The sequence below is a fragment of the Isoptericola chiayiensis genome (assembly GCF_013149805.1).
In the GTDB taxonomy this organism is placed as follows: Bacteria; Actinomycetota; Actinomycetes; order Actinomycetales; family Cellulomonadaceae; genus Isoptericola; species Isoptericola chiayiensis.
The window spans coordinates 523,499-539,376 of the sequence record NZ_JABEZT010000003.1 but is presented as its reverse complement, the minus strand read 5'-3'; the positions used below and the strand labels follow the sequence as shown (position 1 = coordinate 539,376).

At 74.1% G+C, this 15,878-nt stretch carries 13 protein-coding genes; 7 read left to right on the top strand and 6 right to left on the bottom strand.

Annotation, left to right across the window (positions count from 1 at the left end; translation table 11 throughout):
• Positions 1-52: 52 nt before the first annotated feature.
• On the bottom strand, positions 53-1,528 hold the full coding sequence (locus HDG68_RS08775; RefSeq protein WP_172151170.1) for an RNB domain-containing ribonuclease: 1,476 nt from the start codon (positions 1,526-1,528) through the stop codon (positions 53-55).
• A gap of 198 nt (positions 1,529-1,726) precedes the next feature.
• On the opposite strand from HDG68_RS08775, the gene HDG68_RS08770 reads away from it, so the two are divergent.
• Positions 1,727-3,955, top strand: a complete 2,229-nt coding sequence (locus tag HDG68_RS08770) for an NADP-dependent isocitrate dehydrogenase (protein WP_172151168.1) — start codon at positions 1,727-1,729, stop codon at positions 3,953-3,955.
• Positions 3,956-4,104: 149 nt separating this feature from the next.
• On the opposite strand, the gene HDG68_RS08765 is transcribed toward HDG68_RS08770, so the two are convergent.
• Positions 4,105-4,497, bottom strand: a complete 393-nt coding sequence (locus HDG68_RS08765; protein WP_172151166.1) for a hypothetical protein — start codon at positions 4,495-4,497, stop codon at positions 4,105-4,107.
• A 197-nt stretch (positions 4,498-4,694) separates the two neighbouring features.
• On the opposite strand from HDG68_RS08765, the gene HDG68_RS08760 reads away from it, so the two are divergent.
• Positions 4,695-5,180, top strand: coding sequence for a Dps family protein (locus tag HDG68_RS08760; protein ID WP_172151164.1), 486 nt, complete (start codon positions 4,695-4,697; stop codon positions 5,178-5,180).
• Between the two features lie 171 nt (positions 5,181-5,351).
• Here HDG68_RS08760 and purL read toward each other — a convergent pair whose 3' ends face one another.
• Both purL and HDG68_RS08750 read right to left on the bottom strand, forming a co-directional pair.
• Positions 5,352-7,685 (bottom strand): phosphoribosylformylglycinamidine synthase subunit PurL, encoded by a 2,334-nt coding sequence (gene purL, locus HDG68_RS08755; protein WP_172151162.1) that lies wholly within the window; start codon positions 7,683-7,685, stop codon positions 5,352-5,354.
• A 115-nt stretch (positions 7,686-7,800) separates the two neighbouring features.
• Positions 7,801-8,352 carry a MarR family winged helix-turn-helix transcriptional regulator gene (locus HDG68_RS08750; RefSeq protein ID WP_343037498.1) on the bottom strand — a complete coding sequence of 184 codons (552 nt, stop codon included), beginning with the start codon at positions 8,350-8,352 and terminating at the stop codon, positions 7,801-7,803.
• A 70-nt stretch (positions 8,353-8,422) separates the two neighbouring features.
• On the opposite strand from HDG68_RS08750, the gene HDG68_RS08745 reads away from it, so the two are divergent.
• Genes HDG68_RS08745 through crtI form a run of 3 tightly spaced genes read left to right on the top strand, consistent with a single transcriptional unit; the run spans position 8,423 to position 11,981 of the window.
• Positions 8,423-9,421 carry a polyprenyl synthetase family protein gene (locus tag HDG68_RS08745; protein ID WP_172151160.1) on the top strand — a complete coding sequence of 333 codons (999 nt, stop codon included), beginning with the start codon at positions 8,423-8,425 and terminating at the stop codon, positions 9,419-9,421.
• A complete protein-coding gene (locus HDG68_RS17065; protein WP_172151158.1) occupies positions 9,418-10,347 on the top strand; it encodes a phytoene/squalene synthase family protein in 930 nt (309 codons plus the stop codon). The genes HDG68_RS08745 and HDG68_RS17065 overlap by 4 nt, the downstream gene beginning before the upstream one ends.
• Positions 10,344-11,981, top strand: coding sequence for a phytoene desaturase family protein (gene crtI, locus HDG68_RS08735; RefSeq protein WP_172151156.1), 1,638 nt, complete (start codon positions 10,344-10,346; stop codon positions 11,979-11,981). The genes HDG68_RS17065 and crtI overlap by 4 nt, the downstream gene beginning before the upstream one ends.
• Positions 11,982-12,028: 47 nt before the next feature.
• Here the strand turns inward: crtI and HDG68_RS08730 are convergent, their stop codons facing one another.
• Positions 12,029-12,601 carry a hypothetical protein gene (locus HDG68_RS08730; protein WP_172151154.1) on the bottom strand — a complete coding sequence of 191 codons (573 nt, stop codon included), beginning with the start codon at positions 12,599-12,601 and terminating at the stop codon, positions 12,029-12,031.
• A gap of 199 nt (positions 12,602-12,800) precedes the next feature.
• On the opposite strand from HDG68_RS08730, the gene HDG68_RS08725 reads away from it, so the two are divergent.
• Positions 12,801-13,283, top strand: a complete 483-nt coding sequence (locus tag HDG68_RS08725; RefSeq protein WP_172151152.1) for a T6SS immunity protein Tdi1 domain-containing protein — start codon at positions 12,801-12,803, stop codon at positions 13,281-13,283.
• Positions 13,284-13,478: 195 nt separating this feature from the next.
• The gene (locus HDG68_RS08720; protein ID WP_172151150.1) at positions 13,479-13,781 is read left to right on the top strand and encodes a hypothetical protein; all 303 of its coding nucleotides are present in this window, start codon (positions 13,479-13,481) and stop codon (positions 13,779-13,781) included.
• A gap of 6 nt (positions 13,782-13,787) precedes the next feature.
• Here HDG68_RS08720 and HDG68_RS08715 read toward each other — a convergent pair whose 3' ends face one another.
• Complete coding sequence (locus HDG68_RS08715) at positions 13,788-15,878, bottom strand: acyl-CoA dehydrogenase family protein (RefSeq protein ID WP_172151148.1); 2,091 nt, start codon at positions 15,876-15,878, stop codon at positions 13,788-13,790.

The following is a 15,878-nucleotide window of genomic DNA, read 5'->3' as shown; positions in this document are numbered from 1 at the left end:
ACCGTGTTCTGAGAGCGATCCCAACAGGTCAGGTACCGGTCGAACGGCGGCGTCAGGGCAGCGTGAAGAGCACGCGCCGCTCGGCGACGGACGCCTCGGCGAGCGTCACCTTGGTGCGCTCACCCAGCGGGAGCTCCGTCCCCTGCACCCGGGCCCGCACCGCCGGCTCGCGCAGCATGACCTCGCCCCGCCGCACGACGTCCGCGCCCGGCTCGCCGTCAGCGGACACCACGACGCCCTCGAACCGCCGGCCCACCCGAGGCGCGAGCAGCGCCGCCTCCACGATGTCCACGCAGGCCCGCTCGAACGCCGCAGCCCGCCGCGCGGCGGTCGCCATCGTGCCCGGCAGCCCCGGCAGCGCCGCCAGGACCCACCCCGGCACGGCCCGGCCGGCCGACTGCGCGAGGCAGACCTCCGTGGCGTACCGGTCCGCGAGTCGCCGCAACGGGGCCGTGACGTGGGCGTACTCCACACCCAGGGCGGCGTGCGAGGCGTCGTCCGGCAGCGCGACCTTCGCCCCGCCGTCGGGCCCCGGCACCCCGAAGGCGAGGTACCCCGCCCCACGGAAGAGCGTCGTCGCCTCCGTCAGGAACGCCGCGTGCGCCGCCCGGCGCGACTCGACCCCCGCGAGCACGTCGGTGTACCCGGCGTCCTCCGGCCAGTCGATCCCCAGCGCCGCGGCCGTTCGCCGCAGCCGGGCCACGTCGTCGTCGGCCGCCGGCGGCAACGTCCGCAGCAGACCCACGCCCGCCTCCCGCATCAGCCGGGCCGCGGCGATCCCCGTCAGCTGCGAGATCTGGGCGTTCCACCCCTCGATCGGCACCGTCCGCCGCAGCTCCAGGCCGAACGTGCCGTCGGGGCGCTGCAGCACCTCCTGCTCCGGCACCGCGAGGGACACACCGCCGCGGTCGCGCTCCCTGGCCTCCCGCAGCCGCCCCACGTCCGCGAGCAGCACCAGCGGTTCCGGCGCCGTCCCCGAGTCCAGGGCCGTCTGCGCCTCCCCGTACGTCAGCCGCGCGCGGGACCGCACGACGGCGCGGGTCACCGACGCGCTCGTCAGCTCACCCGAGGAGTCCAGTGCCATCGTCCACAGCACCGCGGGGCGGTCCTCCCCCGGCAGCAGGCTGGCCGCGCCCTCCCCCAGCACCGGCGGGTGCAGCGGGGTCCGCGTGTCCGGGCCGTAGAAGGTCACGCCCCGCCGGTGCACCTCCGCGTCCAGCGCACCGCCCGGCGAGACGAACGCCGCCAGGTCCGCGATCGCGTAGCGCACCACGTACCCGTGACCCGACGTGGCGACATGGACCGCCTGGTCGAGATCCATCGACCCCGGCGGGTCGATGGTGACCAGGTCCAGGTCCCGCCGGTCCTGCCGGAAGTCCTTCAGGTCGCCGCGAGCGGCCTCGACCGCCTCGTCCCGCGCCTCCGCCCGATACATCGCCGGGATCCCGACCTCCGCCCGCAGCGCCGCGAGCGCGTCCGCGACGTCCTCCGGTGCGGCGGGTGCGATGCGGAGCTGTCGGGTGGGCACGCCACGACCGTAGTTGCGCCCGGACCGCGGCGCGCGGCGAGGACGGGACCTCCGCCGTCGTCCCGCGACACCGCCGCGCACCCGGCGGATGCACGACGACGGCGGACGCGAGACGCTGTTTCGACACGGCCGCGCGCGGCAAAGTATCTTGATATCAAGCAATCGCGCGATCCCTCACGTCCCCAGGAGCACTCCCGCATGACCACCGAGTCCCGGCCTGCGGCCGGCAAGATCGTCTACACGTACACCGACGAGGCACCGCTGCTCGCGACGTACTCGTTCCTCCCGATCGTCCAGGCGTACGCGAAGCAGGCGGGCGTCGAGGTTGAGACCCGGGACATCTCGCTGGCCGGGCGCATCCTCGCCCAGTTCCCCGAGACGCTCGGCGACGAGCGCGTCGAGGACGCCCTCGCCGAGCTCGGTCAGATGGCCACCACCCCCGAGGCCAACATCATCAAGCTGCCGAACATCTCGGCCTCCGTGCCCCAGCTCAAGGCGGCCATCGCCGAGCTGCAGGCCGCCGGCTACGCCATCCCGGACTACCCGGAGGAGCCGACCACCGACGCCGAGCGCACCGCCCGCGCCGCGTACGACAAGGTCAAGGGCTCGGCCGTCAACCCGGTGCTGCGCGAGGGCAACTCCGACCGCCGCGCACCCTCGGCCGTCAAGAACTACGCCAAGGCGCACCCGCACCGCATGGGCGAGTGGAGCGCGGACTCGAAGACCGAGGTCGCCACCATGGGCGCGGCGGACTTCCGCTCCAACGAGCAGTCCGTCGTCATCCCCGCCGCCGACAGCCTCACCATCCGCCTGCGCACCGCCGACGGCACCACCGTGCTCAAGGACGGGCTCGCCGTCGAGGCCGGCGAGGTCGTCGACGCCACCTTCCTGTCCGTCGCCGCGCTGCACACGTTCCTCGCCGAGCAGATCCAGCGCGCCAAGGACACCGGTGTGCTGTTCTCCGCCCACCTCAAGGCCACGATGATGAAGGTCTCCGACCCGATCATCTTCGGGCACATCGTCGAGGCGTTCCTGCCCGAGGTGTTCGAGCGGTACGGCGCCGAGCTCAAGGCCGCCGGCCTCTCCACGCGCGACGGGCTCGGCGGCATCCTCGCCGGACTCGACGGGCTCGAGCACGGCGCCGAGATCAAGGCCGCCGTCGAGAAGGGCCTGGCCGACGGCCCGGCGCTGGCGATGGTGGACTCCGACCGCGGCATCACCAACCTGCACGTGCCCTCCGACGTCATCATCGACGCCTCGATGCCCGCCATGATCCGCATCGGCGGGCACATGTGGGGCCCGGACGGCGCCGAGCACGACACGCTCGCCGTCATCCCCGACTCGTCCTACGCCGGCGTCTACCAGGCCGTGATCGAGGACTGCAAGGCCAAGGGCGCCCTCGACCCCGCCACCATGGGCTCGGTGCCGAACGTCGGCCTCATGGCCCGCAAGGCCGAGGAGTACGGCTCGCACGACAAGACGTTCGAGATCCCGGCCGCCGGCACCGTCGAGGTCGTCAGCGGCTCCGGCGAGGTCCTCATGTCGCACGACGTCGAGGCCGGCGACATCTGGCGCGCCTGCCAGACCAAGGACGCCCCGATCCGCGACTGGGTCGGCCTGGCCGTGCGCCGCGCCCGCGAGTCCGGTGCGCCCGCCGTGTTCTGGCTGGACGAGACCCGCGCGCACGACAAGAACCTCATCGCCAAGGTCGAGGAGTACCTCCCGGAGCACGACACCGAGGGGCTCGAGATCCTGGTCATGAACCCCGCCGAGGCGACGCAGTACTCGCTCGACCGCATCCGCGAGGGCCTGGACACCATCTCGGTGACCGGCAACGTGCTGCGCGACTACAACACGGACCTGTTCCCCATCCTGGAGGTCGGCACGTCCGCCAAGATGCTCTCGATCGTGCCGCTGATGAACGGTGGTGGCCTGTTCGAGACCGGTGCCGGCGGCTCCGCGCCGAAGCACGTCCAGCAGCTGCTCGCCGAGAACTACCTGCGCTGGGACTCCCTGGGCGAGTTCTTCGCGCTCGCCGCCTCGTTCGAGCACCTGGCCAAGGTGGAGGACAACGCCCGCGCCCGCGTGCTGGCCGACACCCTCGACCGCGCCACCGAGACCTTCCTCAACGAGGACAAGGGCCCGACCCGGCGCATCGGCGGCATCGACAACCGCGGCTCGCACTTCTACCTGGCGCTGTACTGGGCCCAGGAGCTCGCGCAGCAGACCGAGGACGCCGCGCTGGCCGAGATCTTCAGGCCGCTGGCCGCGAAGCTGGCGGCCGACGAGGCCACGATCGTCGACGAGATGCTCGCCGTGCAGGGCAACCCGGCCGACGTCGGCGGCTACTACTGGCCGGACGGCGACAAGGCCGCCAAGGTGATGCGCCCGTCGGCGACGCTGAACGCGGCGATCGACGCGCTCTGACCCTCCCCGCCCTCCCGCGAGGTGGGCAAACCCTCGGCGAGGTAGGCAAACGTCCCGCGAGGTAGGCCACGGATCCGTGGCCTACCTCGCGGGACGTTTGCCTACCTCGCGACGTTGTTGCCTACCTCGCGGTCGCGTGCGGTGCGGGGTCACCAGTTCCAGCCCCGGGAGCTCAGCTCGAGCTCCTCGCGGAGCCGTTCGTCCGCGGCGACGTGCTCGTCGGGACGGAGCGGCTGGTCGACGACGGACAGCCCGGCGACGCGACAGGCCTCACGCAGCATGGCGTCGTACGCGTCCTGGGCGGCCCGCCAGTGGTGGGCTCGGGCGTAGACCTCGGGGTCCTCCGCGACGGTGCGGAGCTCGCGGGAGAGCTCGCCGAGCCGGATCTGGATCGCCAGCGTCACGAGCGGGTCGGGGCCCGCCCGTCGCCGCCGACGCCGGGCGACGGCGGCACGGTGCGACGGTGAACGGCACCACGACGTGCCGGCCACCACGCCCAGCAGCACGGTGCCGGCCAGCAGGAACGCCGCGAGCCACGTCATCGTGAGCACCCTCCTGCCCACCATTCTAGTGACCCAGGTCACGTCTCGGCGACCCCGGCAGCGGCACTCAGGCGTGCCTGTCCTTGCTGGCGAGGTCGCGCCGAGCGACCTAAACTGGAATCGTTCCAGGAAGACACCACCGGAGAATCCCGGGGTGACCGCCACCGGGCGATCCCCGAGAGAGCGAGGAGCACACCATGACCACTCCGTCGATCGATCGCACCACCGACCGCGTCCAGGCGTCGGAGAAGCTCACCACGAGCCTCCAGCGCGTCCTCGTCGCCCTCGTCGACCTGCACGTGCAGGGCAAGCAGGCCCACTGGAACGTCACCGGCCGCGGATTCCGCGACATCCACCTCCAGCTGGACGAGGTCGTCGACGTCGCCCGCGAGCACAGCGACACCGTCGCCGAGCGGCTCCGCGCCCTGCAGGTCGTCCCCGACGGCCGGTCCGAGACGGTCGCCACGACCACCGAGCTCTCGCCGTACCCGGCCGGGCTCGTCTCCGTCGGCGACACCGTCGACGCGATCGTCGAGCGCCTGACCCAGACCGTCGAGGTCGCCCGTGCGGTCCACGACGACGTCGACGCCGAGGACCCGACCACCGCGGACCTCCTGCACGAGATCATCCACGACCTCGAGAAGCAGGCCTGGATGATCGCCTCGGAGAACACCGAGGTCTGACCCCTTCCGACCTGCCGACGTCGGCAGTTCGTCGCCAGGTCGGCAGGACACACTGCCGATCCGGGCACGGACTGCCGACGTCGGCAATGTGGTGCCGCGGGCCGGACTCCGAGCAACGGACTCCGGCCCGCGGCCGTCAGCTGTCAGCTGTCAGCTGTCAGCTGTAGGCCGTCAGCCGAAGAGCCGCGGCAGCGTGCCCTCGTGCACCTCGCGGGCCTCGTCGAGGCCGATCTCGAACGTGTCCTCGCCGAAGGACACCGAGACGGCGCGGCCGCCGGTCGTCCCCAGCCGCAGCGCGGGCACACCGGCCTCGGCGGCAGCGGCCAGCAGCTCGTCCTCCCGCTCGGCCGGCACCGCGACGAGCGCCCGGGCCGTCGACTCGCTGAACAGGGCCACGAACGGGTCCACCCCGTCGCGGGTCGTCAGCTCGTCCAGGGACACCGACACACCGACGTCGTGCCGCAGCGACGACTCGAGGAGCGCCTGCACGAGCCCACCCTCGGACAGGTCGTGGGCCGCCGTCGCGGCACCCGACCGCCGGGCCCCGACCAGGACGGACGCGAGCGCACGCTCGGCCTCGAGGTCGACGCGCGGCGGCAGCCCGCCCAGGTGCTGGTGGACGACGTCGGCCCACGCCGAGCCGTCGAGCTCGTCGGCCGTCGTGCCGAGCAGCAGCACCGACGCGCCCGCCTCCCGCCAGCCCGAGGCCAGCGCGGTGCGCACGTCCTCCAGCACGCCGAGCACACCCACCACCGGCGTCGGGTGGATGGCGGAGTCGATCTGGCCCGGCTCGCCGGTGCCGTTGTACAGGGAGACGTTGCCGCCCGTGACGGGCACCGCGAGCTCCTGGCAGGCGTCGGCCAGGCCCTCGATCGCCTCGACGAGCTGCCACATCGAGTCGGGGTGCTCCGGGGAGCCGAAGTTGAGGCAGTCGGTGACCGCCAGGGGCGTCGCGCCCGTGGTGGCGACGTTGCGGTACGCCTCGGCCAGCGCCAGCTGAGCGCCGGTGCGCGGGTCGAGCTTGCCGTAGCGACCGTTGGCGTCCGTGGCCAGGGCGACGCCCAGGCCGGTGGACTCGTCGACGCGCACCACGCCGCCGTCGTCGGGCTGGGCGAGCGCGGTGTTGCCCTGCACGTACCGGTCGTACTGGTCGGTCACCCAGGCCGGGGAGGCGAGGTTCGGCGAGCCGAGGAGCTGCAGCGCGGCCGCGCGCAGACCAGGGGCCGACGCCGGACGCTCCAGCCCGAGCCCGACGACGGACGCCGCCTGCAGCTCGTCCTGCCAGCCGGGGCGGGCGTAGGGGCGGTCGTAGACGGGGCCCTCGTGGGCGACGGTCTTCGGGTCGACGTCGACGATGCGCTGGCCGTGGTGGTCGATGGTGAGGCGCCCGGAGCCGTTGACCTCGCCGATGACGGAGGTCTCGACGTCCCAGCGGCCGGTGATGGCGAGGAACTCGTCGAGCTTCTCGGGCCGCACCACGGCCATCATCCGCTCCTGCGACTCCGACATGAGGATCTCGCCGGCGTTGAGCGAGGGGTCGCGCAGCAGGACGTCGTCGAGGTCGACGTGCATGCCGCCGTCGCCGTTGGAGGCGAGCTCGCTGGTGGCGCAGGAGATGCCGGCGGCACCGAGGTCCTGGATGCCCTCGACGACGCGCGCGGCGTACAGGTCGAGGCAGCACTCGATGAGCACCTTCTCCATGAACGGGTCGCCGACCTGCACCGACGGGCGCTTGGCGGGCACGCCGTCCTCGAAGGTCTCGGAGGCGAGGATGGAGGCGCCGCCGATGCCGTCGCCGCCGGTGCGGGCACCGAAGAGGATCACCTTGTTGCCGGCGCCGGAGGCGTTGGCGAGGTGGATGTCCTCGTGCCGCAGCACGCCGAGGCACAGGGCGTTGACCAGCGGGTTGCCCTGGTAGGAGGCGTCGAAGACGAGCTCGCCACCGATGTTCGGCAGGCCGAGGGAGTTGCCGTAGCCGCCGACGCCGGACACCACGCCGTGCACGACGCGTGCGGTGTCGGGGTGGTCCACGGCCCCGAAGCGGAGCTGGTCCATGACGGCGACGGGGCGCGCGCCCATGGAGATGATGTCGCGGACGATGCCGCCGACGCCGGTGGCGGCACCCTGGTACGGCTCGACGAACGACGGGTGGTTGTGCGACTCGACCTTGAAGGTCACGGCCCAGCCGTCGCCGATGTCGACGACGCCGGCGTTCTCGCCGATGCCGACCAGCAGGTGCCGCGTCATCTCGGGGGTGACGCGCTCGCCGAACTTGCGCAGGTGCGGCTTGGACGACTTGTAGGAGCAGTGCTCGGACCACATGACCGAGTACATGGCGAGCTCGGCGGCGGTGGGGCGCCGCCCGAGGATGTCGCGGATGCGCTGGTACTCGTCGGGCTTGAGGCCGAGCTCCCCGAACGGCAGGGTCTCGTCGGGCGTCGCGGCGGCGTTCTCGACGGTGTCGAGCGTCGGACGGGGGGCGGCAGCCTCGGCAGCGGCGGTCATGAAGTTCCCTCGGGTCGCACGGGTCGCCGGACCGGGTGATCACCGCCCGCGGACGGCATCCGGCGTCGGTCCGGGCCTGGTTCGCACGCGACCCGCGCGGGGGGCCGGTGCGGGGTCAGTCTACCGACGCCGGGCGCACGGTCCCGACATCGCCGACGACGCTGCCCGCGACGTCGTCGTCGGACTCCTCGACCGACGCCGCCATGCCGAGCAGGAAGTCCCGCACGGCGGGCCGGCAGTGCTCGGGCACGGCGCGCGCGACCTCGATCATGCGGGCGTGCGCCCCGCCGAGCCGGTCGCGGACCTCGGCGTGGGCGGCGGGGGTGGCCACGACGACGACGGAGCGCCGGTCACGGGGGTGCGGTCGGCGTTCGAGGCGTCCGGAGGCGCTGAGGCGGTCGAGCAGCTTGGTGGTGGAGGCGGTGGAGATCTCGAGGTCGGCGGCCAGCCCCCGCGGCGTGACGGGGCGGTCGTGGCGCTCGGCGGCGATGACGTGGCGCAGCGCCCGCAGGTCGGTGAGGTTCATGTCCATGTCCCGCACGGCACGGCGGCGCATGACCTCGTCGGAGCGCCGGAAGACGCGCAGCGCCTCCAGCAGGCTGCGGGGTGCGTCGTCGCCGGGCCCGTAGAAGTACGGGTCCCCGTCGGTCTCGGGGTGCTCGGTCACGCTTTCGATGATACCTAGTTAGACGAACTAGTCACTTGCTAGGCTAGTGACATCGATCGAGGAGGAGCTCGTGGACGGACCGCACCCCCCACCGGACCTGTCGCTCTGGCAGGCCCTGCGCACCACCACCGAGGGCGGCAAGCGGGTGCGCCCGAGGCTGCTCACCGCCACCTACGACGCGCTCGCCGGGCCCTGCTCCCCCGCCCCGCGCGACGTCGTGGACCGCGTGGCCGACGCCGTCGAGCTCCTCCACGTCGCCTTCCTCGCGCACGACGACGTCATCGACGACGACGAGTACCGCCGCGGCCGGGCCAACGTCGCCGGCGTCTACGCGGCACGGGCGCGCAGCACCGGCGCCGCCGAGGACGCCGCGCACGACGTCGGCGCCGCGGCCGGCCTGCTCGCCGGGGACCTCGCGCTCGCGGGTGCGGTGCGGGACGTCGCGCTGTGCGGCGCCGACCCCGTGCTCACGGCACGCCTGCTGGACCTCATGGACGAGGCCCTGCACGTCACCGCCGACGGCGAGCTGCGCGACGTGTGGGCGGACGCCCACCGCGGTGCCGGGCTCGAGGACGTGCTGCTCACCGCCGAGCGCAAGACCGCCGCGTACTCGTTCCAGCTCCCGATGCGCCTCGGTGCCGCGCTCGCCGGCCGGGGCGACCTCGACGACCGTCTCGTCACGATCGGCCGGCATCTCGGCGTGGCCTTCCAGGTCCGCGACGACGTGCTGGGGACCTTCGGGGACCCGGCCAGCACCGGCAAGCCGGCCAGCACCGACCTGCGCGAGGGACGCTGCACGGTGCTCGTCGCCCTGGCGCGCGGCACCGACGTCTGGCCACGGCTCGCACCGCTCGTCGGCCGCGCCGACGCGACCGACGCCGACCTCGACCTCGCGCGCACCCTCCTCGAGGAGTGCGGTGCCCGCAGCACCGCCGAGGACCTGGCGGGACGGTTCGAGCAGGCCGCGCTGCGGACGGCGACCGGCATCGGCCTCGACGCCGCCGTCGCCGCCGTCCTGGGGCACGCCGCCCCGACGACGAGCGCCGGGACGGCGGTGCAGGCAGCATGACCCTCGTGCACGACCGTGACGACGCGACCACCGACCACCGGCAGCAGGCCGCGCCCGCACGCCGCGACGAGCCCGCCACGACCTACGACGTCGCGGCGACGCGCAGCGCGGCCACCGTGGTCGAGGAGTACTCCACGTCCTTCGGGTGGGCCTGCCGGCTCCTCGGTCCCGAGGTCCGCGACCACGTGCGCGCCGTCTACGCCCTGGTGCGCGTCGCGGACGAGATCGTCGACGACATCGACGTCGAGCTGACCACCGAGCAGCGCGGCGCCCTGCTGGACGGCATGGAGGCCGAGACCGCCGAGGCGGTGCGCGTCGGGCGCAGCACCAACCTCGTGGTGCACGCGTTCGCCCGCACGGCCCGCAGGTTCGGGATCGGCGCGGAGCTCACCGCGCCCTTCTTCGCCTCGATGCGGGCCGACCTGACCGTCACCGAGCACGACGCCGACAGCTTCGAGGAGTACGTGTACGGGTCCGCCGAGGTGGTCGGCCTGATGTGCCTGCGGGTGTTCGTCGACGGCGACGACGCCGCCTACGAGCGGCTGGCCCCGGGGGCGCGGAGGCTGGGGGCCGCGTTCCAGAAGGTCAACTTCCTGCGGGACCTGGCCGACGACGTCGACGGCCGCGGCCGTACCTACTTCCCCGGCCTCGACGTCGCCTCCTTCACCGACGCCGACCGGGACGCGCTCCTGGCCGACGTCGACGCCGACCTGGACGCCGCCGCGACCGCCGTCAGCGACCTGCCCCGGAACAGCCGCCTGGCCGTGCGCACCGCGCACGGGCTGTTCGCCGAGCTGTCCCGGCGCCTGCACCGCACCCCGGCCGCGACGCTGCGCACCCGCCGGGTGCGGGTGCCGGACGCCGTCAAGGCCCGCATCGTGCTGGCGGCCGCCGCCCGCGAGGCCGCCGGGCGGGTGCGCTCGTGAGGGTCGTCGTCGTCGGCGGCGGGATCGCCGGGCTGGCGACCGCCGGCCTCCTGGCCCGGGACGGGCACGAGGTGGAGCTGCTGGAGCGGCACGACCGCGTCGGCGGCCGGGCCGGGTCGTGGGAGCGCGACGGGTTCCGGTTCGACACGGGCCCGTCGTGGTACCTGATGCCGGAGGTCTTCGACCACTTCTTCGCGCTCATGGGTTCCTCGACGCAGGCGGAGCTGGACCTGGTCGCGCCGGACCCGGCCTACCGGGTGTTCTTCGAGGGGCACCCCGGGCCGTTCGACGTGTCACGGGACCGCGCGGCGAACGTGGCGGCCTTCGAGGCGGTGGAGCCGGGTGCCGGTGCGGCGCTGGAGCGCTACCTGGACCAGGCCCACGACACCTACGACGTCGCGCTGCGGCGGTTCCTGTACACGTCGTTCGACTCGTTGCGGCCGTTCACCCACGCGGACGTGCTCCGCCGGGCCCACCGGCTGACGCCGCTGCTGTCCCGCTCGCTGGCCGGGCACACGGCCTCGCGGTTCGACGACGTGCGGCTGCGCCAGGTCCTGGGCTACCCGGCGGTCTTCCTGGGGTCCTCCCCGGACCGCACCCCCGCGCTGTACCACCTGATGAGCTCGCTCGACCTGGACGGTGGCGTGCGCTACCCGCAGGGCGGCTTCGCGCACCTGATCGAGCGGGTCGCCGCGCTGGCGACGGCGGCGGGGGTGACCGTGCGGACCGGTGCCACGGTGACGGCGGTCAGCACCACCGGCACCGGGGCGCCGCCCGTGGCCCGGTCGGGGCGCCGTCGTGAGCTGGTCCCCGGCCCGCGGCGGCCGCGGGCGCGCGTCACGGGGGTGCGCTGGTCCGACGTGCACGGGACCGCGCACCACGCCGCGGCCGACGTCGTGGTGACGGCCACGGACCTGCACCACGCGGAGACGGCCCTGCTGCCGCCCCGCCTGCGCAGCCACTCCCCCGGACGCTGGGACCGGCTCGACGCCGGCCCCGGGGGCGTCCTGGCGATGCTGGGGGTACGCGGCCGGGTCCCCGAGCTGGCGCACCACTCGCTGTTCTTCACCGCCGACTGGGACCGCAACTTCGGCGACATCGCCGCGGGGCGGATCCCGGACCCCGCGTCGCTGTACGTGTGCACGCCGTCGCGCACGGATCCCACGGTGGCGCCGGACGGTGACGAGAACCTGTTCCTGCTCGTGCCGGTGCCGGCGGACCCGACGATCGGCCGCGGCGGTGTCGACGGCACGGGTGACCCGATGGTCGAGCAGGTCGCCGACGCGGCGATCGACCGCGTGGCCGACTGGGCGGGCGTCGACGACCTGCGCGAGCGCGTCGCCGTGCGCCGCACGGTGGGTCCCGGGGACTTCGCCGCGGACCTGTCGGCGTTCTCGGGCAGCCTGCTGGGCCCGGCGCACACCCTGGCCCAGAGCGCGTTCCTGCGCGACGGCAACGTCTCGCGCCGGGTGACGGGGCTGCTGCACGCCGGGGGTTCGACGGTGCCCGGCGTCGGCCTGCCGATGTGCCTGATCAGCGCCGAGCTCGTGGCCCGGCGGCTGCGTGGCGGCGAGGGTCCGCTGCCCGTCTCGCCGGCGCCCGACCCGGACGGCGCCGCGGCCGACGCCGCGTGATCGAGCCGGTCCGGTCCGTCACCGCCGCGGGTCCGCGGGGGTGACGATCACCGGGCCGGCGGCGCGCCGTCGGGCTGCGCTGGACGCGGCTCGACGAGCGACAGCCCGGCGGCGGCCGCGCCCAGCACGATGCCGACGGTGGTGTGCGGGGCGGGCCAGCCGCGCGCACCGAGCCGCTCGGCCAGCCGGTGCACCAGGATCTCCCCGGCGACGGCGGCTCCGGCCACGAGCGTGAGCCCGCCGGTGACGACGGCCGCGCCGGCCCACCCCGAACCGGGCCCGGGCGGCTCGGTCAGGGTCGTGGGCGCCGGGTTGTCGACGGCCTCGTCGTCCGGCGTGCCCGGGTCGGCGCCCTCCAGCCCGGCTTGCGCCAGCGGGTCGGCGGCGTCCGTGACGGCGCCGTCGACGGCGTCGCGCAGCTCGTCGACGGCGGCGCGCGCGGCCCGGCCGTCCCGCGTGACGGCGAGCGCCGCGGTCAGCCCGCCGGCCAACACGGCCGTCTTGGCCAGGGCGCGCGCCCAGCGGGGGCGCACGACGTCGGGCACCGCGTACCAGGCGGCCGTCGCGACCCCGCCGACGACGGCGGCGCGGACGTCGGGTCCGCCTGTCTCGTGACGCATCGGTCCTCCGGGGGCTCGTGGGTGTGCCCGGCAGAACGAGGACGAGGGTCGAGAGGTTCCCGCCGGCGCGGCCCACCCCGCAGCAGCCCGGGACTTGAACAACTCTTGTCCCGTGTGACTCGCGCCCGTGAACCCGGTCACAGGTTGTTCACTGCGACCGGGGGTTTCAGATACCCGCCGACCGTGCTTTGATGCGCCCGTGGAACACCTACGGCCTTTCGACCCCCGCTCCTTCTCCTACGGGCTGGACGCGTGGACGTGGCTGGGGCTGGACGGGAAGACCGCACGGTTCGCCACGGTGTTCGGCGACGTGGTGCTGGAGTCGCTGGAGGGCTGGTGGTTCCTCGACACGGTCGAGGGCACCCTCGAGCTGCGCTGGCCGACCGCCGTCGAGCTGTCGGCCGAGCTCGACTCGCCGGAGGGCCGCCAGGACCTCCTCCTGGAGGACCTCGTGGTGGAGGCCGCGCAGCGCGGCGTGGTCCCGGCCCACGACGAGGTGCTGACCTTCATGCCGCACCCGGTGCTCGGCGGTCGGCTCAGCGCCGAGTCCGCCGTCCCGGTCCGTCTCGAGCTCGCCCTGCGCCTGTCCGGCGAGGTGCACCGCCGCACCCGCCGCCGCCCCGAACCGTCGCCGCTGCTGCTGGGCCACAGCCTCGAGCACGTGCCGCAGCACTCCCGCTGACGACGCTCCCGCCGACGACGGAGCGGGGCGCTGCGCGCCCCGCCGCCGGCCCGCAGCAGTTGAGGTCCACCTGAGGTCGTCGGCCGGTCGGTATCGAGTTGTGACCCGATCGAGGCCTCCTGCGGATGCGGACCGGCCCGACCTGTCGTGTGCTGGACAGTGCACGGATGAGGCGGACCGTGGAGGACTTCCAAGATGCGACGGGTCATTCTGACCGGGACTGCAGTAGCCCTGGGCGACGGCGTGCTGCTCGGCACGACGCTCGCCCTGGGATGGCCGATCGTGGCGGCGGTGTGCGCCGTCGCCGGCCTGGTCGGCGCCGGGTGGGTGGCGACCGCGACACCCCCTCCCCGCACCCGGCCCAGGCCCTCGACCGTCACGCTGGGGCTGCCCGTGCGTGAGCTGACCTCCGCCCCGGAGGAGGAGGTCGCCGCGGCCACGGACGAGCGCGGCGCCGGCATCGCCGACGAACCCGCGGTCGCGCCCGTGGCCGCCTGACCCGCCTCAGGCCCGCGAGGTGCGCAGCGCCTTCTCGCTGATCGGCGCCTTCCCGCTCGCCCGCAGCGCCGCGTAGTAGGCGCGCGCCTCCTCCTGCCGCTCGGCCTCCGCGCCGGAGGCGATCTTGGCGCGCAGGTGCTCGGGCCCGTACCCCCAGGCGTCGACCAGGTCGAGCACGTGCGGGCGCAGCCGGCGCAGCAGCCGGTCGACGTAACCCGTCACGGTGCGCGCGCGCTGGTCGGACAGCCGGCCGTGCAGCAGGTACCAGGTGAGGTTGCGCTCGATGACGGTCAGGCCGTACACGTCCCGCAGCCACGTCATGACCAGCCGGGTCCCCGTGTCCTCGATGCCCGCGAGCGCGTCGGTGAACGCCTCCCAGCGCAGCAGGTCCGCGTGCGCCGCGGCCGCCTCGACGAGCGCGACCTGGTTCTCGTCCAGGATGCGCGCCGCCTCGTCCGGTGCGGCCTTCTGCGCGGGGCGCAGCGCCATCGCGACGTCCTCGACCATCGTGGCCACCCGGTCGGCGAGCAGCTCGCGCTGGGTCTCGGCGTCCCGCAGGTGGCCGGCCGCACGGCGCGGGTCGCCGACGTCGGCGATCGCCTGCGACACGCGGCGCAGCCCGGTGCGGTGCAGCGCGGCGTCCGTGGCCCGCTCGACGACGAACCGTGCCATGCCGGCCGGCGTCTTCGTCGCGCCCTTGACCTCGCGCCCGTAGTCCGCGACGAGGCGCTTGGCGACGAGCTGGCGCAGCACGGTGTTGTCGCCCTCGAACGTCGCGTAGACGTCCAGGTCGGCGCGCAGCGAGGTGATGCGGTTCTCCGTGAGGAACCCGGCGCCGCCGCACGCCTCGCGGCACTCCTGCAGCGTCTCCAGCGCGAACGCCGTCGACGTCGACTTCAGGGCCGCCGCCGTCGTCTCGAGGTCCTCGCGCCGCTCGGGGGTGTCGCCGGCGCCGGAGAAGACGTCGTCGAACAGGTCCAGCAGGCGCTCGTTCGCGAAGTGACCCGCATAGGCCTCGGCGATGCGCGGGAAGAGCCGACGGCGGTGCGTGGCGTAGTCCAGCACCACCATCTCGTCGACGCCCGCCCCGGCGAACTGCCGGCGCTCCGCGCCGTACTTCACCGCGATGGCCAGACCGATCTTCGCGGAGTTCACCGCGGAGCCGTCCAGGGAGACGCGCCCCTGCACCAGGGAGCCGAGCATCGTGAAGAACCGGCGGCCCGGGCTCTCGATCGGCGAGGAGTAGGTGCCGTCGGCGGCCACGGACCCGTACCGGGCCAGCAGGTCCGTGCGCGGGACGCGGACGCCGCTGAAGTGCAGGCGGCCGTTGTCGATGCCGCGCAGCCCGCCCTTGAGCCCGTCGTCCTCGCCCCCGACGCCGGGCAGGAACTCCATCGTCTCCGCGTCGCGGATCGGCACGTAGAAGCAGTGCACCCCGTGGTTGACGCCGTTCGTGATCAGCTGGGCGAACACCGTGGCGGCCGTGGCGTGCACGGCCGCGTTGCCCAGGTAGTCCTTCCACGCCCCGCGGAACGGGGTGTCGATGACGAACTCCTCGGTGGCCGGGTCGTAGGTGGCCGTGGTGCCGATCGACTGCACGTCCGAACCGTGGCCCGTCTCCGTCATCGCGAACGCACCCGGCACGGACAGGTCCATCGCGCCGGGCAGCAGGCGGTCCTGCTGCTCGGGGGTGCCCAGGTGCAGGATCGCGGCACCGAACAGTCCCCACTGCACGCCCGACTTGATCTGCAGCGACGGGTCCGCCGCGACCAGCTCGCTGAAGCACGCGAGGTTGGCGCCCGGCTCGTCGAAGCCGCCCATCCGCTCCGGGAAGGCCAGCCAGGCGATCTTGTCGTCGGCCGCGACCATCTCGCGCATCTGCTCCAGCGTGCGCTCGCGGTGCTCGGCCGGGGTCAGCGACTCGTCCTTGTGGAAGCGGGGGTCGCCGGCGCGCTCGCGGGCCTTGCGTCGCAGCTCGGGCCACCGGCCCAGCAGGTACTCGGACAGCGCGGCGACGTCGACGTGGGCGGTCGCGGCGTCGTCGGCGGTGGTCGTCTGGGCGGCGCCGAGGTTCTCGGCGGGGGACGTCGTCGTCAT

What these genes read in the sequence shown, in the direction of transcription:
- HDG68_RS08720 (WP_172151150.1), top strand. Translation starts at nt 13,479, where the DNA reads ATGCGACGGGTCATTCTGACCGGGACTGCAGTAGCCCTGGGCGACGGC.
- HDG68_RS08760 (WP_172151164.1), top strand. Translation starts at nt 4,695, where the DNA reads ATGACCACTCCGTCGATCGATCGCACCACCGACCGCGTCCAGGCGTCG.
- HDG68_RS08730 (WP_172151154.1), bottom strand. Translation starts at nt 12,601, where the DNA reads ATGCGTCACGAGACAGGCGGACCCGACGTCCGCGCCGCCGTCGTCGGC.
- HDG68_RS17065 (WP_172151158.1), top strand. Translation starts at nt 9,418, where the DNA reads ATGACCCTCGTGCACGACCGTGACGACGCGACCACCGACCACCGGCAG.
- purL (WP_172151162.1), bottom strand. Translation starts at nt 7,685, where the DNA reads ATGACCGCCGCTGCCGAGGCTGCCGCCCCCCGTCCGACGCTCGACACC.
- HDG68_RS08765 (WP_172151166.1), bottom strand. Translation starts at nt 4,497, where the DNA reads ATGACGTGGCTCGCGGCGTTCCTGCTGGCCGGCACCGTGCTGCTGGGC.
- HDG68_RS08715 (WP_172151148.1), bottom strand. Translation starts at nt 15,878, where the DNA reads ATGACGACGACGTCCCCCGCCGAGAACCTCGGCGCCGCCCAGACGACC.
- HDG68_RS08770 (WP_172151168.1), top strand. Translation starts at nt 1,727, where the DNA reads ATGACCACCGAGTCCCGGCCTGCGGCCGGCAAGATCGTCTACACGTAC.